Raw genomic sequence first — 24,215 nt, 5'->3', positions numbered from 1 at the left:
GGGAGCGTTTCCCCGTTTAGCCATGTGTCCGAGCGAAACGGGGAGTGGATCCCCGGATCGCGTCAGCAGTCCCAGACCTTCAGAGCCTCAGGAGCAGCCGTGACGACCGCGACCCCCGTACAGCGAAAGGTGACCCGGCCGCGCGCCGACGCTTTGCGCAACCGGGAGCGGATCGTCACCGCCGCCCGCGAGATGTTCGTCGAGTTCGGCCCGGATGTGCCCCTCGACGAGATCGCCCGCCGGGCCGGCGTCGGCAACGCCACGCTCTACCGCAATTTCCCCGACCGCGACGCCCTCGTCCGCGAGGTGGTCGTCTCGGTCATGGACCGTACGTCGGAGGCCGCCGAGCAGGCGCTCACCGAGACCGGCGACGCCTTCGCCGCTCTGGAGCGCTTCGTGCACGTGTCCGCCGACGAGCGGATCAGCGCGCTGTGCCCGATGATCTCCAGCACGTTCGACCAGTTCCACCCGGACCTGGAAGCCGCGCGGGAGCGGGTCGAGCAGCTCATCGGCGAGGTCATGGACCGCGCCAGGCGGTCCGGACAGCTCCGTACGGACGTGGGCGTCGGCGATGTGATGGTCGCCGTGGCCCAGCTCAGCAGGCCCCCGGCCGGCACCGGCTGCCTCAGCGCCGACCGCTTCGTACACCGACACCTGCAGCTGTTCCTGGACGGACTGCGGGCCCCGGCCCGCTCGGTCCTGCCCGGCACCGCCGCGACCATGGAGGATCTCCGGCAGCCCTGACCGATTAGTTCAGAGCGTCACGCCCGTCTCAACAACAAGCACCGGCTCTCGTCCTCGCGGCGACCACGAAGTGTCACCCGTCGACGAGCCGTCCCCGATCACGTCCTTCTTCCGTATTTTTCCGTCACGAAGTCCCGAAGTGGGTACCACCATGTCTGAAACAGCTCGAAGCGCCCCCGGCGCTCTCGACAAGGCCTCCGAGGCCGCCGAGCACGAAGCCCATGCCAACCGCTGGAAAGCGCTCGCGTTCATCGCGCTCGCCCAGCTGATGGTCGTGCTCGACGCGACCATCGTGAACATCGCGCTCCCGTCCGCCCAGACCGACCTGGGCATCTCCGACGGCAACCGGCAGTGGGTCGTCACGGCCTACGCCCTCGCCTTCGGCGGACTGCTCCTCTTCGGCGGCCGCATAGCCGACCTGTGGGGACGCAAGCGCGCCTTCGTCGTCGGCCTGACCGGCTTCGCCGCCGCGTCCGCGCTCGGCGGTATGGCCACCACCGGCGCCATGATGTTCGGCGCCCGTGCCCTCCAGGGCGCCTTCGGCGCACTGCTCGCGCCCGCCGCGCTCTCCCTGCTCGCCGTGATGTTCACGGACGCCAAGGAGCGTGCCAAGGCGTTCGGCATCTACGGCGCGATCGCCGGTGGCGGCGGCGCCGTCGGCTTCATCCTCGGCGGTGTGCTGACCGAGTACCTCGACTGGCGCTGGACGTTCTTCGTGAACATCCCGTTCGCGATCGTCGCCGCGCTCGGCGCGTACTTCGTCATCCGTGAGCCGGCCGGCGGCCGCAACCGCAACCCGCTCGACATCCCTGGTGTCCTGCTCTCCACCCTCGGTCTGGTCTCTCTCGTCTACGGCTTCACCCGCGCCGAGACCGACGGCTGGGGCGACACCTCGACCATCGCGCTCTTCATCGCGTCGGCCGTCCTTCTGGCCTCGTTCGTGATCGTCGAGTCCAGGGTCAAGGCACCGCTGCTGCCCCTGCGTGTGATCACCGACCGCAACCGCGGCGGCATCTACCTCTCGCTCGGCATCGCCATCATCGCGATGTTCGGCACCTTCCTCTTCCTCACCTACTACCTCCAGGTCGTGAAGGGCTTCACGCCCATCAAGACCGGCTTCGCCTTCATGCCGATGATCGTCGGCATGATGGTCGGCTCGACCCAGATCGGCACCCGCCTGATGACCCGCCTGCCGGCCCGCCTGCTCATGGGCCCCGGCTTCCTGGTCGCCGCGGTCGGCATGCTGCTGATGACGCAGCTGGAGATCGGCTCGTCCTACGCGTCGATCATCCTGCCCGCGATGCTGCTGCTCGGCCTCGGCATGGGTACGGCGTTCATGCCGGCCATGTCCCTCGCGACCCTGGGCGTCGAGCCCCGGGACGCGGGTGTCGCCTCCGCGATGGTCAACACCTCGCAGCAGGTGGGCGGCGCCATCGGTACGGCCCTGCTGAACACGATCGCCGCCTCCGCGACGACCGCGTACATCAAGGACCACATCGCCGGCGCGGGTACCTCCAAGACCCAGCAGCAGCTGATCCAGCTGCAGGGTCAGGTGCACGGCTACACCAACGCCATCTGGTTCGCCGTCGGCATGCTGGTGACGGCCGCGGTCATCGTCTCGGTCCTCGTCAACGCGGGCAAGCAGGGTTCCGACCCGGTCGCCTCCGGTGACGGAGTCGAGGACGAGTTCAAGGTGCCGGTCGTCGCCCACTGACGACGCCCGACCCGGTCGTACCCCCTTCGCACCATCCGTGGCTACGGGGAAGGGGACGCCTCGTAGCTACGGTTCCCAGGAACTGCCCTGGTTCTGCACTGAGTTGAGCGGCTCAGCGGAGCCAGGGCAGATCCGCGCCCGCTTCGTTCGGCTGAAGTCCCTCGGCGACGATCTCCATGATCTCGCCGAGGGACTTCTGCTGTTCCGGGCTCAGCCGCTCGAACAACGCCTGCCGTACGGCGGTCACATGGCCCGGCGCGGTCCGGCTGAGCACCTCGTACCCCGCGTCGGTCAGCACCGCGAACTGGCCGCGCTTGTCGGAGGGACAGTCCTCGCGGCGCACCCACCCGTTCTTCTCCAGCCGCGCGATCGCGTGCGAGAGCCGGGAGCGGGTGATCTTCGCGTTCATGGCCAGCTCGGTCATCCGCAGCCGGCGGCCCGGGATCTCGGCGAGCTGGACGAGGAGGCCGTAGTAGATGTGCGGCATGCCCGCGTCCCGCTGGAGCTGGCGGTCCAGATGGTCCTCCAGGAGGGTGCTGGCGTGCATGTAGAAGCGCCAGACGCGCTGCTCCTCGGCGGTGAGCCAGCGGGGTTCTGCGGAAGTGGGTGCCGTGTTCATGCACTCCACTGTACGAGAGCTCTTCTTGAAGGTTAAACAAATGCGGCGTAAGCTCTCCTCAGGAAGTTTGAGAGTTCAAGCAACGAGTTCGAGTGCCGAGCTCGATCACGGTTCGACCCTGGGGAGTGACCGTCATGTCCACCGCCGCACCGGAGCGCATGCCCGCCCTCTATCTCAGCCATGGCGCGCCGCCCCTCGCGGACGACCCCGTCTGGCCCGGCGAACTCGCCGCCTGGTCCGCCGACCTCCCCCGCCCCAAGGCGATCCTGATGGTGTCCGCCCACTGGGAGGAGGCCCCCCTCGCCCTCGGCGCCACCGACCCGGTCCCCCTCGTCTACGACTTCTGGGGCTTCCCCGAGCACTACTACCAGGTCCGCTACGACGCCCCGGGCGCCCCCGAACTCGCCGAGTCGGTACGGAAGTTGCTGCGTGCCCCGGGCATCCCCGTGCAGGACGTCCCCGACCGCGGCCTCGACCACGGGGCGTACGTCCCGCTCGTCGAGATGTTCCCGGCCGCCGACATCCCGGTCCTCCAGGTGTCCATGCCGACCCTCGACCCGGTGAAGCTCATGGAGATCGGCCGCAAGCTGGCGCCCCTGCGCGACGAGGGCGTCCTGATCGTCGGCTCCGGCTTCTTCACCCACAACCTGGCCGCCCTGCGCCACGCCGGAGGGGGAGTGCCCACCTGGTCCTCCGAGTTCGACGACTGGGGCAGGCGCGCCCTGGAGGCCCGGGACTGGGACGGCCTGCTCGACTTCCTCCACAAGGCACCGGCCGGGCGCTACGCCCACCCGCGCACCGAGCACTTCGCCCCGCTGTTCGTCACCATGGGTGCGGCGGAAGCGGCCGGCGAACTGGACACCCCTGAGTCGCTGAACCCCTCTGTGATCGACGGGTTCTGGATGGGGATGGCGAAGCGGTCGGTGCAGTTCGGCTGAGGCCGCCTGCCTTCGGCTGAGCCCGCGGCAAAAGGCCCTTCCCTTCGGGAAGGGCTACAACTCCTTCTCGTACCAGGCGACATCCCAGTAGCGGCCGAACTTGCGGCCCACCTCCCGGTAGGTCCCCACCGGCCGGAAACCGAAGCGTTCATGCAGCCGCGTGGACGCTTCGTTGGGCTGTGCGATGCCCGCGTACGCCCGGTGGACGTCCTCGGCCGCCAGGTCCGCGAACAGGGCCTTGTAGAGCAGCGTTCCGACACCGCGCCCGCCGGAGTCCGGGGCGAGGTAGATCGTGACCTCGACCGAGGTCGAGTAGGCGGGCTTCGCCCGGTAAGGGCTGGATGTGGCGTAGCCGAGGATTCGCTGTGAGTTTCCTTGGAAGGTCCCCTCGACGGCAACCTTCAGCCGGTATGGACCGTCTTCAGGGTGGGAGAGCAGCCAAGGACGGCGCTCCTCCGGCGTGAAGGCGGCGGTGTCGAAGGTGATCGGGGTCTCGCGTACGTAGTGGTTGTAGATGTCGGTGAGGGCGACGAGGTCATCCTCGACCCCCGGCCTGACCTGCACCTCTGTACGTTCCGACGGCATCATGCCTCCCTTGTGGCCGGACAGGGTACTGCAAGATCAGAAAAATAGGGGAGCGGGTCGGGAATTCTGTCCGGATTCCAGTCGTTGTTTCCATCAGATGCAGGGCACACGAGAAGAGTGCCGAAGCATCCGACGAACACCTGCTGACCCACCATCGCAAGGGAGCACGCATGGCAACCCGTGCCGTCGCCCGTCGTAAGTCCGCCTCCGGCGAGACCTCCGGCGTGGCACGCAGTGTTCGCGCCCATGGCGGCGAGATCGCCGACCGCGACCTGGTCGGCATGTATCTCGACGAAATCGCGCGCACACCGCTGCTCGACGCCGCCAAGGAAGTCGAGCTTTCGCAGACCATCGAAGCGGGCGTGTTCGCGCGCCAGGTCCTCGACGGCGAGGAGGAGTCCCAGGCGGACGCCACCCGCGAAGAGCTGGAGGCCCTGGTCGCCGAAGGGGAGCGTGCCAAGGACGTCTTCATCCGGTCCAACCTCCGTCTGGTCGTGGCCGTGGCCCGCCGTTACCCCCGTAGCGGCCTGCCCCTGCTCGACCTGATCCAGGAGGGCAACGCGGGCCTGGTCCGCGCGGTCGAGAAGTTCGACTACCGCAAGGGCTTCAAGTTCTCGACGTACGCGACCTGGTGGATCCGCCAGGCCATCACCCGCTCCATCGCCGACCAGTCCCGGACCATCCGCCTGCCCGTCCACCTCGTGGAGGAGCTGGGCCGGATCCGCCGGGTGCAGCGCGAGTTCAACCGCAAGAACGGGCGGGAACCCGAACACGCGGAGATCGCCGCCGAGTTGGACACGACTCCGGAGCGCGTGACGAACGTCCTGGACTGGGCGCGCGACCCGGTCTCGCTGAACATGTCGGTGGACGACGACGGCGACACCCAGTTCGGTGACCTCCTGGAGGACACCTCCGCGGTCTCGCCCGAGCAGTCCGTGATGACCCTGCTGCGCAGCGAGGAACTGGACGACCTGATCGGCCGCCTCGACCAGCGCACGGCCTCCATCATCAAGATGCGGTACGGCATGGAGGACGGCCGGGAGCGCACGCTCACCGAGGTCGGCAAGGAGCACGGCCTGACCCGCGAGCGCATTCGCCAGATCGAGAAGCACGCCCTGCTGGAACTGAAGAAGCTGGCCAGCCAGACCGGTTTCGACGCGGCGGCGTAGGAAAGGCCCTGAGCAGCAACCCCTCCGGCGGGGGCGCCGGAGGGGTTGCCGGGGGCGTGGCCGCCCAGCTCTCTGTCGGGCGGCCCGGCAGCCACGGGGCGCGTACGACCCCGGTGCGCACCCGGCCGCGTACGCCGGGTGGCGGAAGACCGCGCAAACATGGCCGCGCAAAGCCGCTTCAACGTGCGGGGCCCTGGGAACAAGACTTCAGGGCCCAGGAGTTGGAGCCATGGGCGGCACCCCGTGACCCACTGAGCCACGTCCCGACGCAAATCCCCCCCCCCGGCGCCGGGACTCTCCCGAGCCGGGCTTCGGCACCTGTCCCCCCAGGCGCCGGGGCCCGGCTCTTTTTCACGCGCGGGGCCCGGCTCTTTCGCACGCGCGGGAGGGGCGGGGTGAGGTGCGGACATGCTGGGACGGCGGGGCACCCCGTACCTGAACACCGGGGTGGCCCGCCGAATGGCAGATTGTGCCACAGCGGCATAGCCTGCCGGTGTGAGCAGCCCCACCCCAGCCCCGGATCCCCGTCCCGACTCCTCCTCCGCACCGCTCTCGCTGACCGAGCGGCGCAAGGCCGAGACCCGGATGCAGATCGCCCGGGCGGCGGCCGGACTCTTCGCCAGACACGGGCTGCGGGCCACCCGCGCCGAGGACATCGCCCAGAGCGCCGGCATCGCCCCGCGCACCTTCTACCGCTACTTCGCCACCAAGGAGGAGGCCGTCGCCCCGCTCTACGCGGCCGGCGCCCAGCGCTGGGCGGACGCGGTGCGCGCGGCCCCGCCCGCACTGTCGGTGCCGGAGGCCCTGGAACACGGGGTACGCCACACGCTGACCCCCGGAGTGGGCGTCTCCACGACCTCCTGGACCTGGGCGCGCACCCTGATCGGCATGGCGGAGTCCAGCCCCGGCCTGCGCAGGGTGTGGGCGGAGGTCTGCCAGGCGTCCGAACGGACCCTGGGCGAGGTCCTGCTGGAACGCGTCACCCACGGCGACCCCGCCCTCGCCGCCGACGCCCCCGACGCGACTTCACCAGAGCTGCGCTTCGCCGCCGCCGTCGCGAGCGCCGCCGTACGGACGGCCGTCGAGGGCTGGGCGACCGGAAAGGAACACCCGGGCACCCTCGCCGGTCCGGCGGAGTCGGCACTGCGGAACCTGCGGGCGCTGCGGGACTTTCCCTGGAGGGAGATCGGGACGGTGCGGGGCGTGGGGTGAGGCGGCCCTACTCCCTCCCCGCCGCCCTGCTCAGCCGTTCCCCCAACTCCCGCACGCAGCGCACCAGTTCCTCCGGTTCCTGCACCGTGAACCCGAACTCCAGCAGGGCCAGCCGGACGGCCAGCCAGCGGACCTCGTCGCCGGTCGTGGCCCGCAGACGGCAACTGTGCTCGTCCAGCGGTTCTGGCGTACCCATCCAGGCCGGAACCCGCGCGGCGACGACGTCGGCGGGCGCGGCGAACGTCACGGAGTACTCGTAGGACGCCTGCTGCCGGTACATCGACTGCCGCAGATACTCCGCCGCGCTCCCCGTCGGCAGCTCGCGCGGCGTGAACCGCGCCCCCGTCGCGAACGGCTCGCTCACCCGGTCGACCCGGAACGTCCGCCAGTCCTCGCGGTCGAGGTCGTAGGCCACGAGGTACCAGCGCCGACCGGTCGAGACGAGCCGGTACGGCTCCGTCACGCGGCGCGACTCCGTACCGTCCTTCGCGCGGTACGCGAACCGCAGCCGCTCCCGGCCGGCCACCGTCGAGGCCATCACGGTCAGCGTCTCGGGCGCGATGCTCGCCCCGTCGCCACTGGTCAGCGGGGTGGTGGCGGCCTGGAGGGTGGCGACCCGGTGCCGCAGCCGCGAGGGGAGGACCTGCTCCAGCTTGGCCAGCGCCCGTACGGACGCCTCGTCCACCCCCTCGACCGCGTGCCCGGCGCCCGCCCGCAGTCCGACCGCGATGGCCACCGCCTCCTCGTCGTCCAGGACGAGCGGCGGCATCGCCTTGCCCGCGACCAGCCGGTAGCCGCCGTCGGCGCCCAGCGTCGCCTGCACCGGGTAGCCGAGTTCGCGGAGCCGGTCGATGTCCCGGCGGACCGTGCGGCGGGAGACCCCGAGCCGGTCGGCCAGCTCGCCGCCGGGCCACTCGCGGGGCGTCTGGAGGAGGGAGAGGAGCTGGAGGAGCCGGGCCGGAGTGTCCGTCGTCATGGGTTCGAGGATGCCGTAGAACTAGGACACGATCTGACCTAATGGGGTCGTAGTTTCAGGACATGACCTCCACCGAAACCCTTGTGGACAGCCCGGCCCTCGCAGTCCCCGTGGCCGCCGCGGCCGACCGGCGGCGCTGGTTCGCCCTCGCGATCGTGATGACCGCGGCCTTCATGGACCTCGTCGACGTCACGATCGTCAATGTCGCGATCCCCTCGATACAGCGGGACGCGGGCGCCTCCTTCAGCCAGATCCAGTGGATAACGGCCGGCTACGCGCTCGCCTTCGCCGCCGGGCTCATCACCGGCGGACGGCTCGGCGACATCTACGGCCGCAAGCGGCTGTTCCTGCTCGGGATCGGCGGCTTCACGCTCGCCTCCGCGCTCTGCGGCTTCGCCGCGAACCCGGAGATGCTGGTCGCCTCGCGCATCCTGCAGGGCGGGATGGCCGCGATGATGGTGCCGCAGGTGCTGTCGATCGTGCACGCCACCTTCCCGGCGCACGAACGCGGCAAGGTCTTCGGCCTGTTCGGCGCGATCGTCGGCCTCGGCGCGGTCTCCGGACCGCTGCTCGGCGCGCTGCTCACCGAGTGGAACCTCTTCGGCCTCGAATGGCGCCCGATCTTCCTGATCAACCTGCCCGTCGGCATCGCCGGCCTGGTCCTCGGCAGCCGCTTCATCACCGAGTCGAAGGCCCCGCGCGCGCTGAAGCTGGACCTGGTGGGCGTCGCCCTGGTCACCCTCGGGCTGCTGATGCTGCTCTACCCCCTCACCCGGGGCGACGAACTGGGCTGGCCCGCCTGGGGGTTCGTGTCGATGTCCGGTTCGATCGGTGTCTTCTGCGCACTGGTGGCGTACGAGAAGCGGAAGGCCGAGCGGGACGGTTCCCCGCTCGTCGAACTCTCCCTGTTCAAGGTGAAGAGCTTTGCGGCCGGTATCGCCGTGCAGACCGTCTTCGGCGTCGGACTCGGCATCTTCTTCCTCGTCTGGACGCTCTACATGCAGATCGGCCTCGGCTGGAGCCCGCTGAGGGCGGGGCTGACCGGCGTACCGTTCTCGATCGCCTGCTCGGTGGCGGCCGGGATGTCCGTGCAGAAGCTGGTGCCGCGCGTCGGCGGACGCAACGTCCTCCAGGCCGGTGCGCTGGTGATGGTGGCGGGTGTGCTGCTCTACCTCTGGGAGGCCGACCGGTACCGACTGGCCATCGCCTCCTGGCAGATGGCGCTCCCGCTGGTCGTGATGGGCGCCGGCATGGGCCTGATCTTCGCCCCGCTGACCGACACGATCCTCTCCGAGGTGCCGCGCGAGTACGCCGGTTCCGCGTCCGGACTCATCAACACCGTGCAGCAGATGGGCAACGCGCTGGGGCTCGGGCTGGTGTCGGTGGTCTTCTTCGGCTCGATCGGCGATCGGCTGACCCGGGCCGAGGTGGGCCCGGCGTTCGTCAACGCCTTCCAGAACGCGCTGGGTTGGGTGGCCGCGGTGATGGGCCTGATCTTCCTGCTGATGTTCGCGCTGCCGGGGAGGGCGGCTGCGGGTGAGGCGGCGGCCAAGGCGGCTACCTCCGACGGGAGTTGACGCTCTCCGCCGATCCGCCGATGCCGTCCGCCGACGCACCGCAGTCGAGCGCCCCGCCCCGAGGCCGTACCGGGGGCGGGGCGCTCGGCGTGAGTCGTCGGAGTTGGCGTACGCCGGTGCGCGAAGGGAGGCGCACGCCGGGCCGGTCCGACGGCGGACCCGGTACCGAACGCCATGCTCTGTACGGAAATCATGGCTTCTGGACCGGACGCTCCGGCTTCGGGGTGGCCCCGGGCGCTCAACTCGGCGGCTCCACAAGAAAACTGACAGGGTGAAAGGTGGGGCGGGAGTGGGGCTGGGGGGTGTGAGGTGATGCGGGCGGGCGCTGATGCCCTTATCCACTAGTCGATATTTGATGATGTGCTGTGGTGAACCGTCGATTCATGGACGGCAGTCCTTTCCTGGCGGGGATCTCCGTATTCTTTGTCGGTCCGGATTGCTTCTCGGAAAGGAATTGCGGGGGTGTCGTCCGGTTAATTCGCCGGGTGTGCTGTGGGCCGCTTCGGACGTCGGCCGGGAGGGAGTGTCCTGGCCGAATCTGTTGAGTCTTGATCGATTGCCGTCACGTGGGGAAGTCGTCCCACCCCGGTGAGGATAGGGGTGGTCTTGCTCGCGCGTACGCAAAAGGGGTAAAGCGTGCGGCCGGGTGGGACGTCTCGACGGCGTGTGCGGAAAGGGGTGCTGTCGGTGACGTCCCCGAAGGTAGGGGATGTGGGTCGGCCTTCCGGCGCCGGAGGCCGCTTCCTGCCTGATGGGGAGTGACCCAAAGGCGGTCCGTGGTGTTTACTGGGCAGCGGTCTGATCCTGACGGGTCCGGACCTTTCCGGGAGGTCCTGGGGGTGGTGCCCCGGGGCCTCTCGTCTTTGCCGCCCGTTTGTGTGGACGTCATATGTCGCCCGGCGAAGAAGCTCCCCGCTGCGTCTCCCGGGGAACGCGAACAACGGGGATAAGCGGTTTGGTAATTACGCAATGGGTGGCTACTTTTCCATTCGGATTGCGCGCGGGATCCTGTCGTAAAACCCCGTGGCGAGGGGGTTTCGACCATGATCGCTAATCGTCGCGGTGGCTCGGGAATCGCGACTGGCTTATCTCTCGCGACGAGCGGTACGGTCTGTCCCGCTGCTGTTTCCGTCCGCCCGGACTCACCAACCGGGCGATTGCCGTACCTCCCGGAGAGGGAGGCCGGACCCGTCACTCCGGAACCGCGCCGACCGGCGGGGTTCCGGAACCTCAACAGAACAGAGAAACAGGGAAAGGGAATCAGACCCCATGCGTACCGTGATACCTCGCCACCACCGCGTACCGCAGGACGCGTACGCGGGAGCGGGGGAGTGAGCGTGCCCTCGACCGTCGACACCGCGCGCCCGCCCGACCTCCTCCAGGACCACGGGAACCAGCCCGAGGGAAGCTTCCTGCGGCGCCTGGCGGCCGAGGACTGGCACGCGCTGCTGCAGGCCGGCCTGCGCGGCCGCGCCTTCGCGCGCGACGAGCACCTGCCGATCGGCCCGGCCGACGAGAACGTGTACATCATCTGGGACGGCGTCGTACGACAGGACCGCTTCCCGCTGGGCGAGGGGGACGGCGTCCCCACCGTCACCCGGTTCCGGGGCCGCGGCCAGCTGGTCGGCGAGGCCAAGCTCCTCACCGACGACTGCGCCGTCCGCACCAAATGCCTGACCGGGACCCTGGTCGTCCCCTGCCGCGCCCGCTACTTCAACGTCCTGCTGCGCAAGCGTCCCGAGGCCCAACGTGCCCTGCTGCGCAGCCTGGAGGACCGCAACCGCAGCGACGAACTCGTCTACACCATGGCCACCAGGCCACCCCTGGAACGGGTCAGCAGGCTCCTGGCGCACCTCGCCGACACCGCCGGCTCGGCCGGCCCCCGCGCGGACCGCGTCACGATCACCGGCCCGAGCCAGAAGGACCTCGCCGCCGCGCTCCAACTCGCCGTCTCCACCACGGAGAACGCGATCAGGACCCTGCGCTACCACGGGATCGTCGAGGCCGGGTACCGCCGGTTCGTCGTCCACGACGTGGACGCGCTGCGTCACCTCGCCGCCGGGAACTGACGCCCACGCCTGAACGGACAACAGCATGATGACCAGCACCCTTCTGGTGCCCGTCGCCTCCGCCCTCTGCGGGGGTCTCGTCGGCGTTCTGACGTACCAGCACCAGAGACGGGTCTTCGCCTGGACGCGGCGGATCCGTCGCAAGGACGAGACGAACGCCGAATACGACAAGCCCGCCGAGTGGCTCGCCGATCTCTACAAGGCCCAGTGCCGCCTCACGCGCAAGCCCTGCACCGCCGACGACTTCGCCGAGATAGCGCAGACCGGCAACATGATCGAGGGAATAGCCGACACCACCGAGGCCCTCCGGCCCGAGCTGCGGAAAGCCGTCGAGTGCGTGAAGGACTACGTCGCCACCGCCCTGCCGGAGCCGGGTCCGGCAGGGCGCGTCAGTGTCCCGGAGCACCGCGCCCAGCTCGTGCAGGCCATGCGGCAGGAGACCGCGCGGGGTGAACTGGTGCGCGCCGTCCTCGCCGCCGAGAAGAAGATCAAGGACCTGCGCCGCAGCTGATCCCGCCCCCTGATCCCCTCTTCGCGTCACCTCTGCCCGTTCATGTCCACCTCATGCCCGAACCTGTTTACTTTCCAGAAATGTGGGCGTAGCCTCCGAGCGAAACCACAAGTTCGGGCACAGGTCGGAGGCGAACGGACATGTACGCACCGGAGCGGCAGCAGGAGATCCTCCGGCTGGCCCGTGACGGCGGCCGGGTCGACGTCGTGTCGCTGGCAGAGGAGTTCCAGGTCACCGCGGAGACGATCCGCCGCGACCTGAAGGCCCTCGACCGCGCGGGCCTGCTCCGCCGGGTGCACGGCGGGGCCATACCGGCCGGCCGGCTCGACTTCGAGCCGGACCTCGCCGAACGCGAGTCGACGGCAGCCGACGAGAAGGACCGCATCGCCAAGGCGGCCCTCGCCGAACTGCCCATGCAGGGCACGGTGATCCTCGACGCCGGTACGACGGTGGCCCGCCTCGCGGGCATCGTCCCGCTGGAGGCCGAGCTCACCGTCGTCACCCACTCCCTGCCCATCGCGGCCCGCCTCGCGGACCACCCGGGCATGCAGCTCCACCTCGTCGGGGGACGCGTGCGGCACCGTACGCGCGCCGCCGTGGACGCCTGGGCGCTGCGCGCGTACGGCGAGATCCGCGCCGACGTCGTGTTCGTGGCCGCCAACGGCTTCTCCGCCGAGCACGGGCTGACCACGCCCGACCTCGCCGAGGCCGCGGTCAAGCACGCGGCGATGGGCGCCGCCCGGCGCGTCGTGCTGCTCGCCGACTCCGCCAAGCACGGGCAGGAGCACTTCGCCCGCTTCGGCGCCCTGAGCGACGTGGACCTCCTGATCACCGACAGCGGGCTCAGCCCAGAAGACGCCACCGCCATGGAGCGCGGCGGCATGGAAGTAGTGCGCGCATGATCCTCACGGTCACCCCGAACCCGTCCCTCGACCGCACCTACGAGGTCCCCTCCCTGGACCGCGGCGAGGTCATACGGGCCACCGGCGAGCGCATGGACCCGGGCGGCAAGGGCGTCAACGTCTCGCGCGCGGTCGCCGCCGCCGGGCAGCGCACGGTCGCCGTGCTGCCCCTCGGTGGCGCTCCGGGCGCGCTGGTCGCCAGCCTGCTCGACGCGCAGGGCATCGAGGTCGCGCCGGTCCCGGTCGCCGGGGCCACCCGCTCGAACATCGCGCTGGCCGAGGCGGACGGCGTCCTCACGAAGATCAACGCCCCCGGCCCCGAACTGACCGCCGCCGAACAGGAGTTGCTCCTGGAGACGGTCAGGCAGCAGTCCCGTGACGCCGACTGGATCGCCTGCTGCGGCAGCCTCCCGCGCGGCCTCGCACCGTCCTGGTACGCCGAGCTGGTCGCCCGCGCGCACGCCGCCGGCGTCCGTATCGCCCTGGACACCTCGGGACCCGCGCTCATCGAGGCCCTGCGCGAACACCCGGACGTCGTCAAGCCCAACGCCGAGGAACTCGCGGAGGCCGTCTCCCGCCCCCTCGCCACCGTCGGCGACGCCGTCAAGGCGGCCGAGGAACTGCGGGAGCTGGGCGCGGGCGCGGTCCTCGCCAGCCTCGGCGCGGACGGACAGCTGCTGGTGGACGCCTCGGGCGCCTGGTACGGCAGCGCGCGCGTCGACGCCGTACGCAGCAACGTCGGCGCGGGGGACTCCTCGCTGGCCGGCTTCCTGATCGCCGGCGGCCACGGCCCGGAGGCCCTCGCCTCGGCCGTCGCCCACGGCGCGGCGGCCGTCCAGCTCCCCGGCAGCGTGATGCCCACCCCGGCCGACCTCGACCCGGCCGCCGTGACGGTCACGGCCGACGTCCCGGTGGACCTCGTACTCACGGAGCCCGTCGCATGAACGTTTCCACGGCCTCCACGGCGCCCCTCGAACCGGCCACCGGCCGGCGGCACTCCCCGCTGTTAAGCGCCGCCGCCACCCCCACCGCGACCCACCGCAGTACCCCCGTCCCCACCCCCGCCCACCACAACCCCCGGGCGATACGCGTGCGAAGGAGCCCGCGATGAGCGAGATGATCACCGCGGACCTGGTCGACCTCGACCTGTCCGCCGATACCAAAGAGGCGGCGGCACGTGCCCTCGCCGAGCGCATGGTCGCCCAGGGCCGGGTCACCGACCTGGACGGCTTCCTCGCCGACGTGGCCGCCCGCGAGGCGCAGATGCCGACCGGCCTCGACGGCGGCATCGGCATCCCGCACTGCCGCAGCGAGTACGTCACCGAGCCGTCGCTCGCCTTCGGGCGCAGCGCCGAGGGCGTCGACTTCGGCGCCCCGGACGGCCCCGCCGACCTGATCTTCCTGATCGCCGCGCCCGCCGGGGCCGACGACGCCCACCTCACCATCCTCTCGGCGCTCGCCCGGCAGCTGATGAACGCCGAGTTCACCTCCGCGCTGCGGTCGGTGGGCGACGCGGAGAGCGCGGCGGCGCTGATCCGCGGCGACGAGGCGTCCTCCACGAGCGCCGCCGAAGACTCCGCTGCGGCACCGGCGGCGGCCTCCGCCGGTGCCGCGGCGGGCAGCACGGAGACGGCGGGGGAGGGCGACCGTCCGTTCCGGATCGTCGCCGTCACCTCCTGCCCCACCGGTATCGCGCACACCTACATGGCGGCCGAGTCGCTGGAGAACGCGGGCCGGGAAGCCGGTGTCGACCTCGTCGTGGAGCCGCAGGGCTCGGCCGGTTTCACCCGGCTCGACCCGGCGGTGATCGCGGCGGCGGACGCCGTGATCTTCGCCCACGACGTGCCCGTACGGGAGAAGGAACGCTTCGCCGGCAAGCCGACCGTCGACGTCGGCGTCAAGGCGGGCATCAACCGCCCCGCCGAACTCATCACCGAGGTCCGCGGCAAGGCCGAGCGAGGCGAGGTGACCGCCGGCGCGGGCGCCGCCACCCCCGTCGAGCGCGGCGGCGAGCCGGGCGAGGGCTACGGCACGATGCTCCGCAAGTGGCTGATGTCCGGCGTCAGCTACATGGTCCCGTTCGTCGCGGCCGGCGGTCTGCTGATCGCCCTCGGCTTCGCGATCGGCGGCTACGAGATCAAGTCCGCGCCCTCGGTCATGCAGCACTTCGTGTGGACGCAGACCGACAGCTGGGCCGCGCTGATGTTCCAGATCGGCGCCGTCGCCTTCGGCTTCCTCGTCCCGGTCCTGGCCGGCTACATCGCCTACGGCATGGCCGACCGGCCCGGTCTGGTGCCCGGCTTCGTCGGCGGCATGATCGCCTCCACCATCAACGCCGGCTTCCTCGGCGGTCTGGCCGCCGGTCTGATCGCCGGTGGCGTGGTGATCGCGATCCAGAAGGTGAAGATCCCGAAGGCGGTGCGCGGGATCATGCCGGTGGTGGTGATCCCACTGATCTCCACGGTGATCGTCGGGTTCCTGATGTTCGTGGTGATCGGGAAGCCGATCGCCTCCGCGCAGAAGGGCATGACCGACTGGCTCAACGGCCTCAGCGGCTCGAACGCCGTCCTGCTGGGCGCCCTGCTCGGCCTGATGATGTGCTTCGACCTCGGCGGCCCGGTCAACAAGGTCGCGTACACCTTCGCCACCGCCGGTATCGCGGTCTCCAACCCCAGTGACTCCGCGATGAAGATCATGGCCGCGGTCATGGCGGCCGGCATGGTCCCGCCGCTGGCGATGGCCCTGGCGACCACCGTGCGCGGCAAGCTCTTCACCGAGACCGAGCGCGAGAACGGCAAGGCCGCCTGGGTCCTGGGCGCCTCCTTCATCTCCGAGGGTGCCATCCCGTTCGCCGCGGCCGACCCGCTGCGGGTCATCCCGTCCTCGATGGTGGGCGGCGCGATCACCGGCGCCCTGTCGATGGCCTTCGGCGCGACCCTGCGCGCCCCGCACGGTGGCATCTTCGTGGTCCCGCTGATCGGCAGCCCGTTCCTCTACCTGATCGCCATCGCGGTCGGCATGTGCGTCACCACCGCCCTGGTCGTCGTACTGAAGGGCATGCGCAAGCCGTCCGCAGGCAGCACCGCCCCCGGAGCACCGGAGGACATAACCGCCCCGGCGGCGGACGCCAAGCAACCGGTCGCCGCCTAGCGGCTTTTGGACCGCCGTGAGGTGTTCACGGCAACTGCGAGATTCGTCACGGTCCGGGACCACGGTCCCGGACCGTGGTGTCTACTGGAACGCATGCCTGAGCACGTCTCGATCCTCCAGCTGACCGGCGTGGCCGTTCTCGCCCTGGCGACCGTCGCCTGGGTGCTCGGCCTGACCCGCATCCTGCGCCGCGCCCTCGCCGAACCCACCGTCGGGTACACGGCCCACCCGCTCCACGGCCTCCCGGGACAGCGCGACACCGCCCCCCACCTGGAGTCCGTCGAACTGACCCCCGCCGAGCGCGACGCCTTCGCGGGCCTCGTACGACAGCTCAGCGACGGGCGCTGAGCCGGGCCCGGAGCCTTACGAGACCTGCGCCGCCCGCCGCTCCATCGCATCCCGGGCCGCGTCCTCGCTGACGTACACCTCGCACATGTGACGACCGTCCGGCGTGGCCGTGTGCTCGACCTCCCACAGGGAGATCTCCGCGCCGTCGGGCAGCAGGAACGCGTGCTCGTAGAGCGAGAAGCACACCGCCGCGCGACCCGCTCGGTACGGGCGGCCGAAGGCCTGGATGATCTGGTGCGCGAACGCCGTCGCCAGCAGCGCCGCCGTCTCCTCGTCCGGCCGGTCCGGGTTCTCCGCGCGGCGCAGTAAACGGCGCGCATGATCCGCCGAGTTGTCCGCCAGATACGAGTGCCGGGGCTCCGGGATCGGTGACAGGTGCACCAGCACCGGGAGTTCGAAGTCCGTCGTGTCCGGCGGCATCGGCAGCCGCGCGGTCGCCGTCCGCAACTCCTCCTCGTCGACGTACACCTCATGCTGCGCCTCACGGCCCAGCACGGTGTTGTGGACGAGCTCCCACAGGGTCAGCGCCGAACCGTCGGTGAGCAGCCACGTGTGCCGGTACGTCTCCCGATGCAGACCCGCGCTGTGGTGCGCGGAGTGCAGCGAACTGTCGTACGCCAGCGCGCAGTCCAGGACCTGCCGTATCGTCTCGTCCGGCAGCTCGAAGGAGTTCAGGGCACGGCCGAGCAGTCGCGCGAGGTGCTCCTCCGGAGACTCGTGCGACTCGGGTGGTTCGTACGCTGCCGTGTCGTACGGAACGCTCAAGGCTTCTCCCGGCGTTGCTGCATGTCACCTTGTGGGTGCATACCGTAGCCCCTCGGTCGGACATCATTCCTGTGAACCGAGAAAACGTATGCCCGGAAAACGCGCGGGCCGCGCGAGATGTTCCCGCGCGGCCCGAAGATCCGTCAAAACCTGCCGGTCAGGCGGTACTTCCGGCGGTCCACTCGCTCCACGCCAGGTTCCACCCGTTGAGCCCGTTGTCCGGGGCGACCGTCTTGTCGGGGGAGTTCTTCACGATCACGACGTCACCGATCAGCGAGTTGTCGTAGAACCACTTGGCGTTCGTCGCGCCCTGCGCGCCCTGCACGTCCGCGAGACCCACGCAGCCGTGACTGGTGCCGGTCTGGCCGAAGGGCGGATTGGACTTGTCGTACCAGTAGTTGCCGTGGATGAACGTCCCCGACGAGGTCAGCCGCATCGCGTGCGGCACGTCCGGGATGTCGTACTCCCCGCCCAGCCCGACCGTCCGGCTGTTCATCCGCGTCTGCGTGAACTTCTCGGAGATCACCATCTGACCGTTGTACGTGGTGTGTTCCGGGCTGCCCGAGGAGATCGGCAGCGACTTGAGGGTCTGGCCGTCCCGGACGACCGTCATGGTCTGCGTGTTGACGTCGACCGTGGAGACCTGCGAACGGCCCACGGTGAAGGTCACCGTCTTCTTCTGCACGCCGTAGACGCCGTTCGCGCCCTCCACGCCGTCCAGGTCGATCTTCATCGTGACCTTGGAACCGGCCTTCCAGTACTCCTGCGGCCGGAAGTCGAGCCGCTGCGCCCCGAACCAGTGCCCCACGACCTGCTGCCCGCTGCTGGACGTCACCGTGATGTGCGACTGCACGGCCTTCTTGTCGCCGATCACCTTGTCGAAGGTGAACGACACCGGCATGCCCACGCCGACCGTCGTCCCGTTGTCCGGCGTGTAGGTCCCTATGAAGCTGTTGCTCGAACTGACCGTCGTGAAAATCGAGTTGGCCGCGGAGGTCTTGCCGCTCGCGTCCTTCGCGGTCGCCGAGATCTGGTACTTCGTACCGCGCTCCAACTGCTCCTTCGGCTTCCAACTCGCGCCGTTCGCGGAGACCACGCCCTCCAAGGCCTGCCCCGACCCGGCCACCGTCATCTTCACGTCGGTCAGCCTGCCGTTGCTGACCTGCACGCCGGTCGCGTTGATGGACGCGTTCGTCGAACCGTCCTTCGCCGAGATGACGATCTTCGCGGTGGACGTCTTGGCGGAGGTCCCGCCGCCACCCTTGCTGTTGGTGTCGGAATCCGCGCTGGCGTTGCCGCCGCACGCGCTGAGGGTGAGGGTGCCGACCACCAGGGCGGCGATGGCCCCCAGTACGCGCCGCGCTGCTATGTCCGGCGTTGTCACGGGCTGCTCCAGGTTCGTGTGATGTGCGTGATCCGCTGCGATGCGTGGACAAAGAGGGTCCCCGCCCCCGCACGGGTTCCCGCCGTTCCCCACGAACGCCATCCGGTGACAGAACCGCGACAAACACCGGGACGGCTCCCCGGAAACACCGGACGCCCACCACCACAGAGCCCCTACCGCCTCCCGTACAGCTCCTCGTACGACGGCCACGCCCCGCCCGGCCCGTCCACCGACTCCGCGGCACGCACCGCGCGCACGATCGCCCGGGTCACCACGTCCGCGCCGGCCGCGAGGATGTCGTTCAGGGCAAGGGGGTTCTCGGTGTCCAACGGCCGGGCTCCGGTGGCCAGCGCGAACACCGTGTCCCCGTCGTGCAGCAGATGCACCGGCCGTACGGCACGCGCGATGCCGTCGTGCGCCGTTCCGGCCAGCTTCTGCGCCTGCGCCTTGGACAGGTCCGCGTCGGTGGCGACCACCGCGAGCGTGGTGTTCAGCGGAGGAGGCGTGTGCTTTGCCGCGGTCTCGGCGAGACGCCGGCGCGCGACCTCGTGGACGTGCGCTTCCGGATATGTCACGCGCCCCTGGAACAACTCCCCGTACAGGACGCCCGTTTCGGGATCCATGACCGATCCCGCCGCGTTGGCCACCACCAGCGCGGCCACCGTGATCCCCGACTCCAGCACGATGCTCGCGGTCCCGACACCACCCTTCATCGGCCCGACCGCGGCGCCCGTACCGGCGCCCACGCACCCCTCGCGCACCCGCACCCCCGGCCCGCTGATCGCGGCGGCCTCCACCGCGGCCCGCCCGGTGGCCGCGTCCGGCCTGGCCCTGAAGTCGCCGCCCCGCCCCAGGTCGAAGACACAGGCCCCGGGCACCACCGGCACGACATGCGTCGGTTCCGCTCCCACCCGCACCCCGCGGCCCTGCTCCTCCAGCCAGGCCATCACCCCGGACGCGGCGTCGAGCCCGTACGCGCTGCCGCCGGTCAGCACGATCGCCTCCACCCGCTGCACCACGTTGCGCGGATCGAGCGCGTCGGTCTCCTTGGTGCCGGGCCCGCCACCGCGTACGTCCACGGCGGCCACCGCCCCGCCCTCCGGAGCGAGCACCACGGTCGTACCGGTGAGCCAACCGTCCCCCGACCGCGTCGCATGGCCCACCCGCACCCCGGCCACGTCCGTCAATGCGTCAACTGTCATGGAGCTCAGTCTCACGCAGCGCGCGGCGGATCCGGGGACCGGCGGCGCGGTGGGGGCGGTTGTTGGGGTGCTGGTCGGCTGGGTGTCGGGGGTTGTTCCGCTGGTGCTCGGCCAGTTGTCGGGTTTGGTCAGCCCACCTTCGCCGTAGCCTCGGCCCTGCTTTCCGCGCCGGCCGTGAGTGCGGTCAAGGTCGTGCCGACCGCCACCGTCAGCGCCGACACCAGGCCCGCCGCGAGCACTGCCCAGGAGCCCAGGAAGGTGCAGCAGGTCACCAGCAACGCCGAGACCGGAAGCACCAGTTGCTGGGCGACGCCCACCTTGTAGTGACGGGCGTGCAGCGCCCACACGCTGAGCAGATACAGCGCCGTCGGCACGGTCACCGCGGCCGACGCGGCCAGCGTGGAGATGTGCGCCTTGCCGATGGCCTCCGTGACCGCCACCTCCAGCCCGGCGCCGATCGTGGCCGCCGAGGCGAAGATCAGATAGTGGCCGTACCCCCACAGGAACGCCTGCCGGTTGGTCCGGAGATGGCCGTGGATCGGCACCACGAAGTAGATCCACCAGGCGGCGAACACGATCAGCAGCCCACCCGCCGCGATGGGCAGCAGCTCGCCCAGCGCGTCGTGCTCGTCCACTCCAGACTTCACCGCGACCGTGGCCGCGGCGATCGTCTCGCCCAGCACGATGATCGTGAACAGCCCGTACCGTTCCGAGATGTGGTGCGGATGCCACGGCGTAGGGAAGTTTTTCTCCGCGTAGCGCGGCACGCACAGCTCGGCGATCACCATCACGAGGAACACCCAGCCCCGGGCCGGTTCCGGCAGGACCACCAGGCCCGTCCAGCCGACCATGCAGAGCAGCACGCCGCCCGCGTACCGCAAGGCCATCGTCCGCTCCGGCCCGGTGGCGGCCCGTGCCGCCCGCAGCCACTGCGTGGCCATCGCCAGCCGCATGATCACGTAGCCGAGCCAGACGACCAGGTAGTCGTGGTGTTCGAAGGCCCGCGAGACCCCGGCCGCGAGAACCAGGACGCCGGAGATCTGCACCAGGGTCACGACCCGGTAGAGCACGTCGTCGTTGTCGTAGGCCGAGGCGAACCAGGAGAAGTTCATCCAGGCCCACCAGATCGCGAAGAACTGCATCGCGTAACTGAGGACGCCCTGCCCCGCGTGCCCCTCGGCGACGGCGTGCGCCAGCTGGACGCCCGCCTGCGCGATGGCCACGACGAAACACAGGTCGAAGAAGAGCTCCAGCGGCGAGGCGACCCGGTGCGGTTCGTCCCGGCCGCGGGCGACGAGCGGGCGCAGGGGTCTCGGAATCTCGGACGTCATGCGGACAAGCACAGCAGATAGCGGCGGGGATTTCAGAGGCGGCCGGTTCGACCGGCACCGACCGCTCGGCCCGCGGCGGCGTCAGGCGCCCTCTCGGCCGTACCCTGGAGGTATGAGTACCGCCCCCGCCCCCGAGCCGCGCGACCCGATCGGCCCGAAGCCCGCGCTGGTCTTCGACGACCCCTTGAGCCGGCCCTCCTCGGACGACACGGATCGCGGGTGGGGCGAGCGGACCGATGGCGAGGGCGGCGCCGCCGACCTCAAGCGCTTCCTCGACGAGAAGCCGCCCCACCACATCTGAGCCGTCGGCTGCGCCCGCGTCCGAGCCGCCAGCTGCCGCCGCGTCCGGGCTGTCGGCTACGGCTCCCGATGTCCGTCGCCGCGCTGGGCGACGAGCGCGTCGCGGATCTCCTTGAGGACCTCCAGCTCGGTGATCTCGAGGACCTCGTGGGTGCCTTCCTTGGCCTTGCGCTGGGCCTCCACCCGGGCCAGGTACTTCGACATCGGCAGGACCATCAGGAAGTAGACCACCGCTGCGGTGATCACGAAGCTGAGGGCGGCGCCCAGGACCGAGCCCCACATCAGCTGGATGCCCTTGTCGCCCGAGCAACTGTCGCTCAGGCACGAACTGTAGCTGTCGAGGTTCTGTGTGCCGATCGCGCCGACGAGCGGGTTGATGAGCCCCTTCACCACCGAGTTGACGATGTTCGTGAAGGCGGCGCCGATGACCACCGCGACTGCCAGATCGACGACGTTCCCGCGCATCAGGAAGGTCTTGAACCCCTGCCAGACGCCCAGTTCCTTCTTCTTCTCGCTCAACTCGGAGCCTCTTCTCGCACGCGCACGGTGTGGAACGAACAGCTCCGCAACCTACGTCAAGGCGTGGCCGCCGTGTCCAATTCGGTAGCTCGAACGAGGGACTTGACACGAATTCGCGCAGGCGCCGGAAGGCGCTGCTCACGATACGAAGAGCGCGGCTCAACACATCGTCACCGCCAGCCGTGCCGTAGCACTCGCACCGGCCAGCCGCGCCGCCGTGGCACGCGGCACCGACAGCACCACCAACGCCCCGCTGCCGGCCGCCTCGTCGAGCGGCTCGGGGACCTTCGTCACCCTCGCTCCACGCGCGACCACTTCGGCGTCACCGCCCGCAGCCGTGTCCTGTGCCGCGATCACATCGACCCGGTCGCCGGACCGCAGCAGCCGGACGGTGGCGGCGTCGGCGATTCGTACCGGCGCCGACACCCACTCGACCGCCCGGCGCTGCTGCCGTACCGGATCGGCCACCGGATGCCTGCGGGGCCTGTCGCCGTGCCGCGCCTCCGCCGTATCACGCGGGCCCGCCGCGATGAGCGCGACCGCCGTCACCGCGAGGCCGGCTGCCACGGCCCGCCTTTGGTGCCGTAGCAGCCGGCGCAGTTGGTACCACCCGCCGCGCACCCGCACCGGCGCGAAGTGCGGCACCTCGCACGTGGCCGGGGCGTCCGTGCCCAACGGGCGCGGAAAGGAAGGGGAGATGGGAGGAGAGCCGGAAGAGGACGGGGACATGTGGACCACCACCTGCGACGAGGGATCGGTTTGCGGTCCCACGTTGCGGGATTTCGTCGCGGTCCGCCGGAGCCCGTGTGCTACCCGCCGGTTGTGGACAACTGCCTCACCCGAACGGGAAGTTCCGCACCTCCGGACTCCGCTCGACTACGGCAGCTCGAACCCGGGATCCATCCCGCCCAGCGCGTTCGCGCACAGACAGTCCCGTGCCCCGTTCTCCGGCAGCGCGGCCACCGTGTCGAACAGCACGCCCCGCAGCCGGTCCACGTTGGCCGCGAACACCCGCAGCACCTCGTCGTGGGAGACGCCCTCGCCGGTCTCGGCGCCCGCGTCGAGGTCGGTGACCAGGGTCAACGAGGAGTAGCAGAGCTCCAGTTCACGGGCGAGCGGCGCCTCGGGGTGGCCGGTCATGCCGACCACCGACCAGCCCTGGGCCTGATGCCAGAGGGATTCGGCGCGGGTCGAGAAGCGCGGGCCCTCGACCACCACGAGCGTGCCGCCGTCGACCGCTTCCCAGTCCTGTCCGCGTGCCGCCTTCAGGGCCGCCGCCCGGCCGGTCGGGCAGTAGGGGTCGGCCAGGGACACGTGCACCACGTTCGGCACCGTGCCGTCGGGCAGCGGCAGTCCGTCGAAGTACGTCGCGGCCCGGGACTTCGTACGGTCCACAAGCTGGTCCGGCACCAGCAGCGTGCCTGGCCCGTACTCGGGGCGCAGGCCGCCCACCGCGCACGGGCCGAGGACCTGGCGTACGCCCACGGAGCGCAACGCCCAGAGGTTCGCCCGGTAGTTGATGCGGTGCGGCGGCAGATGGTGGCCGCGCCCGTGCCGGGGCAGGAACGCGACCCGCCGGCCGGCGATCTCGCCGAGGAAGAGGGAGTCACTGGGCGGCCCGTAGGGCGTGTCCACCTGGATCTCGGTCACGTCGTCCAGGAACGAGTAGAAGCCGGAGCCGCCGATTACGCCGATCTCTGCGTTCGCCATGAGCAGCACACTAGCGGCCGCCGAAAAGGCGCAGAATCCGGCCTGGGACGGGCGTGGAAACCGGCTCGGAAAAAACCGAAGACCCTGCCGTCGTACGACGACAGGGTCCCGCGGTCGAGAAGTCTCGTGCGGCCTGGGTGCTCTACGCGGCGGAGCTGCTGCTGCCGCTGGAGGAGCCCGAGCTCGACGACTTCGACTTGGAGTCCGAGGACGAGGAAGAGGTCGACGGGGTGGACGGCTTGGCGTCCGTGGACGTCGACGGCTTCGAGGTGGCCGGCGAGCTGCTCGACGAGGAGCCGCGGCTGTCGTTCCGGTAGAAGCCGGAGCCCTTGAAGACAATGCCGACCGCGGAGAACACCTTCTTCAGGCGGCCACCGCAATTGGGGCACTCGGTCAGCGCGTCGTCGGTGAACTTCTGGACCGCTTCAAGGCCCTCGCCGCACTCGGTGCACTGGTACTGGTAGGTCGGCACTGTGTCTTCCTCCTGGCA

General features: G+C 70.3%; 24 protein-coding genes. 13 read left to right on the top strand and 11 right to left on the bottom strand.

Annotated features, from left to right (window positions below):
• Positions 1-99 precede the first annotated feature (99 nt).
• Entirely contained in the window at positions 100-744 is a 645-nt protein-coding gene (locus ACWDEW_RS29315) for a TetR/AcrR family transcriptional regulator (RefSeq protein WP_450516451.1), read from the top strand.
• Positions 745-895: 151 nt separating this feature from the next.
• Positions 896-2,458 (top strand): MFS transporter, encoded by a 1,563-nt coding sequence (locus ACWDEW_RS29310; RefSeq protein WP_450516449.1) that lies wholly within the window; start codon positions 896-898, stop codon positions 2,456-2,458.
• Between the two features lie 112 nt (positions 2,459-2,570).
• Here the strand turns inward: ACWDEW_RS29310 and ACWDEW_RS29305 are convergent, their stop codons facing one another.
• Entirely contained in the window at positions 2,571-3,077 is a 507-nt protein-coding gene (locus tag ACWDEW_RS29305; RefSeq protein WP_450516447.1) for a MarR family winged helix-turn-helix transcriptional regulator, read from the bottom strand.
• A gap of 134 nt (positions 3,078-3,211) precedes the next feature.
• Here ACWDEW_RS29305 and ACWDEW_RS29300 point away from each other — a divergent pair, with 134 nt between their 5' ends.
• On the top strand, positions 3,212-4,015 hold the full coding sequence (locus tag ACWDEW_RS29300) for a dioxygenase family protein (RefSeq protein WP_450516446.1): 804 nt from the start codon (positions 3,212-3,214) through the stop codon (positions 4,013-4,015).
• Positions 4,016-4,069: 54 nt separating this feature from the next.
• Here the strand turns inward: ACWDEW_RS29300 and ACWDEW_RS29295 are convergent, their stop codons facing one another.
• Positions 4,070-4,600: an N-acetyltransferase family protein gene (locus ACWDEW_RS29295; RefSeq protein WP_450516498.1), complete on the bottom strand. Its 531-nt coding sequence runs from the start codon at positions 4,598-4,600 to the stop codon at positions 4,070-4,072.
• A 170-nt stretch (positions 4,601-4,770) separates the two neighbouring features.
• Between ACWDEW_RS29295 and ACWDEW_RS29290 the strand changes: the two genes are divergently transcribed.
• Both ACWDEW_RS29290 and ACWDEW_RS29285 read left to right on the top strand, forming a co-directional pair.
• Positions 4,771-5,769 carry a sigma-70 family RNA polymerase sigma factor gene (locus tag ACWDEW_RS29290; protein ID WP_362971875.1) on the top strand — a complete coding sequence of 333 codons (999 nt, stop codon included), beginning with the start codon at positions 4,771-4,773 and terminating at the stop codon, positions 5,767-5,769.
• 495 nt (positions 5,770-6,264) lie between these two features.
• Positions 6,265-6,981 carry a TetR/AcrR family transcriptional regulator gene (locus tag ACWDEW_RS29285; protein ID WP_450516444.1) on the top strand — a complete coding sequence of 239 codons (717 nt, stop codon included), beginning with the start codon at positions 6,265-6,267 and terminating at the stop codon, positions 6,979-6,981.
• A gap of 7 nt (positions 6,982-6,988) precedes the next feature.
• Here the strand turns inward: ACWDEW_RS29285 and ACWDEW_RS29280 are convergent, their stop codons facing one another.
• Positions 6,989-7,957: a helix-turn-helix transcriptional regulator gene (locus tag ACWDEW_RS29280; protein ID WP_450516442.1), complete on the bottom strand. Its 969-nt coding sequence runs from the start codon at positions 7,955-7,957 to the stop codon at positions 6,989-6,991.
• Between the two features lie 62 nt (positions 7,958-8,019).
• Between ACWDEW_RS29280 and ACWDEW_RS29275 the strand changes: the two genes are divergently transcribed.
• The 7 genes from ACWDEW_RS29275 (at position 8,020) to ACWDEW_RS29245 (ending at position 16,514) form a co-directional block, all read left to right on the top strand.
• Complete coding sequence (locus ACWDEW_RS29275; protein WP_450516440.1) at positions 8,020-9,534, top strand: MFS transporter; 1,515 nt, start codon at positions 8,020-8,022, stop codon at positions 9,532-9,534.
• A 1,337-nt stretch (positions 9,535-10,871) separates the two neighbouring features.
• A complete protein-coding gene (locus ACWDEW_RS29270; RefSeq protein WP_450516439.1) occupies positions 10,872-11,603 on the top strand; it encodes a Crp/Fnr family transcriptional regulator in 732 nt (243 codons plus the stop codon).
• A gap of 25 nt (positions 11,604-11,628) precedes the next feature.
• Positions 11,629-12,114 (top strand): hypothetical protein, encoded by a 486-nt coding sequence (locus ACWDEW_RS29265; protein ID WP_450516437.1) that lies wholly within the window; start codon positions 11,629-11,631, stop codon positions 12,112-12,114.
• A 140-nt stretch (positions 12,115-12,254) separates the two neighbouring features.
• Positions 12,255-13,016: a DeoR/GlpR family DNA-binding transcription regulator gene (locus ACWDEW_RS29260; protein ID WP_093628483.1), complete on the top strand. Its 762-nt coding sequence runs from the start codon at positions 12,255-12,257 to the stop codon at positions 13,014-13,016.
• On the top strand, positions 13,013-13,960 hold the full coding sequence (gene pfkB, locus ACWDEW_RS29255; protein WP_450516434.1) for a 1-phosphofructokinase: 948 nt from the start codon (positions 13,013-13,015) through the stop codon (positions 13,958-13,960). The genes ACWDEW_RS29260 and pfkB overlap by 4 nt, the downstream gene beginning before the upstream one ends.
• Before the next feature lie 163 nt (positions 13,961-14,123).
• Complete coding sequence (locus ACWDEW_RS29250) at positions 14,124-16,166, top strand: PTS fructose transporter subunit IIABC (protein WP_450516432.1); 2,043 nt, start codon at positions 14,124-14,126, stop codon at positions 16,164-16,166.
• A 93-nt stretch (positions 16,167-16,259) separates the two neighbouring features.
• The gene (locus tag ACWDEW_RS29245; protein WP_450516431.1) at positions 16,260-16,514 is read left to right on the top strand and encodes a hypothetical protein; all 255 of its coding nucleotides are present in this window, start codon (positions 16,260-16,262) and stop codon (positions 16,512-16,514) included.
• Between the two features lie 15 nt (positions 16,515-16,529).
• Here the strand turns inward: ACWDEW_RS29245 and ACWDEW_RS29240 are convergent, their stop codons facing one another.
• The 4 genes from ACWDEW_RS29240 to ACWDEW_RS29225 all read right to left on the bottom strand — a co-directional run bounded on the left by ACWDEW_RS29240 (position 16,530) and on the right by ACWDEW_RS29225 (position 21,196).
• Positions 16,530-17,279: a DUF6227 family protein gene (locus tag ACWDEW_RS29240; protein ID WP_450516429.1), complete on the bottom strand. Its 750-nt coding sequence runs from the start codon at positions 17,277-17,279 to the stop codon at positions 16,530-16,532.
• A gap of 157 nt (positions 17,280-17,436) precedes the next feature.
• A complete protein-coding gene (locus tag ACWDEW_RS29235; protein ID WP_450516427.1) occupies positions 17,437-18,663 on the bottom strand; it encodes a L,D-transpeptidase in 1,227 nt (408 codons plus the stop codon).
• 173 nt (positions 18,664-18,836) lie between these two features.
• The gene (locus ACWDEW_RS29230) at positions 18,837-19,865 is read right to left on the bottom strand and encodes a P1 family peptidase (RefSeq protein WP_450516425.1); all 1,029 of its coding nucleotides are present in this window, start codon (positions 19,863-19,865) and stop codon (positions 18,837-18,839) included.
• 128 nt (positions 19,866-19,993) lie between these two features.
• Positions 19,994-21,196 (bottom strand): low temperature requirement protein A, encoded by a 1,203-nt coding sequence (locus ACWDEW_RS29225; protein WP_450516423.1) that lies wholly within the window; start codon positions 21,194-21,196, stop codon positions 19,994-19,996.
• Between the two features lie 112 nt (positions 21,197-21,308).
• Between ACWDEW_RS29225 and ACWDEW_RS29220 the strand changes: the two genes are divergently transcribed.
• On the top strand, positions 21,309-21,497 hold the full coding sequence (locus tag ACWDEW_RS29220) for a hypothetical protein (protein ID WP_450516421.1): 189 nt from the start codon (positions 21,309-21,311) through the stop codon (positions 21,495-21,497).
• Positions 21,498-21,553: 56 nt separating this feature from the next.
• Here the strand turns inward: ACWDEW_RS29220 and mscL are convergent, their stop codons facing one another.
• The 4 genes from mscL to ACWDEW_RS29200 all read right to left on the bottom strand — a co-directional run bounded on the left by mscL (position 21,554) and on the right by ACWDEW_RS29200 (position 24,197).
• A complete protein-coding gene (mscL, locus tag ACWDEW_RS29215) occupies positions 21,554-22,015 on the bottom strand; it encodes a large conductance mechanosensitive channel protein MscL (RefSeq protein WP_450516419.1) in 462 nt (153 codons plus the stop codon).
• 159 nt (positions 22,016-22,174) lie between these two features.
• Positions 22,175-22,744, bottom strand: coding sequence for a hypothetical protein (locus ACWDEW_RS29210; protein ID WP_450516417.1), 570 nt, complete (start codon positions 22,742-22,744; stop codon positions 22,175-22,177).
• A 147-nt stretch (positions 22,745-22,891) separates the two neighbouring features.
• Positions 22,892-23,725: an S-methyl-5'-thioadenosine phosphorylase gene (locus tag ACWDEW_RS29205; protein WP_026178191.1), complete on the bottom strand. Its 834-nt coding sequence runs from the start codon at positions 23,723-23,725 to the stop codon at positions 22,892-22,894.
• Between the two features lie 142 nt (positions 23,726-23,867).
• Positions 23,868-24,197: an FmdB family zinc ribbon protein gene (locus ACWDEW_RS29200; RefSeq protein WP_450516415.1), complete on the bottom strand. Its 330-nt coding sequence runs from the start codon at positions 24,195-24,197 to the stop codon at positions 23,868-23,870.
• Between the last annotated feature and the right edge of the window lie 18 nt (positions 24,198-24,215).

The sequence above is a fragment of the Streptomyces sp. NPDC001100 genome (assembly GCF_053598575.1).
This window is presented reverse-complemented; position numbering and strand designations above follow the sequence as displayed.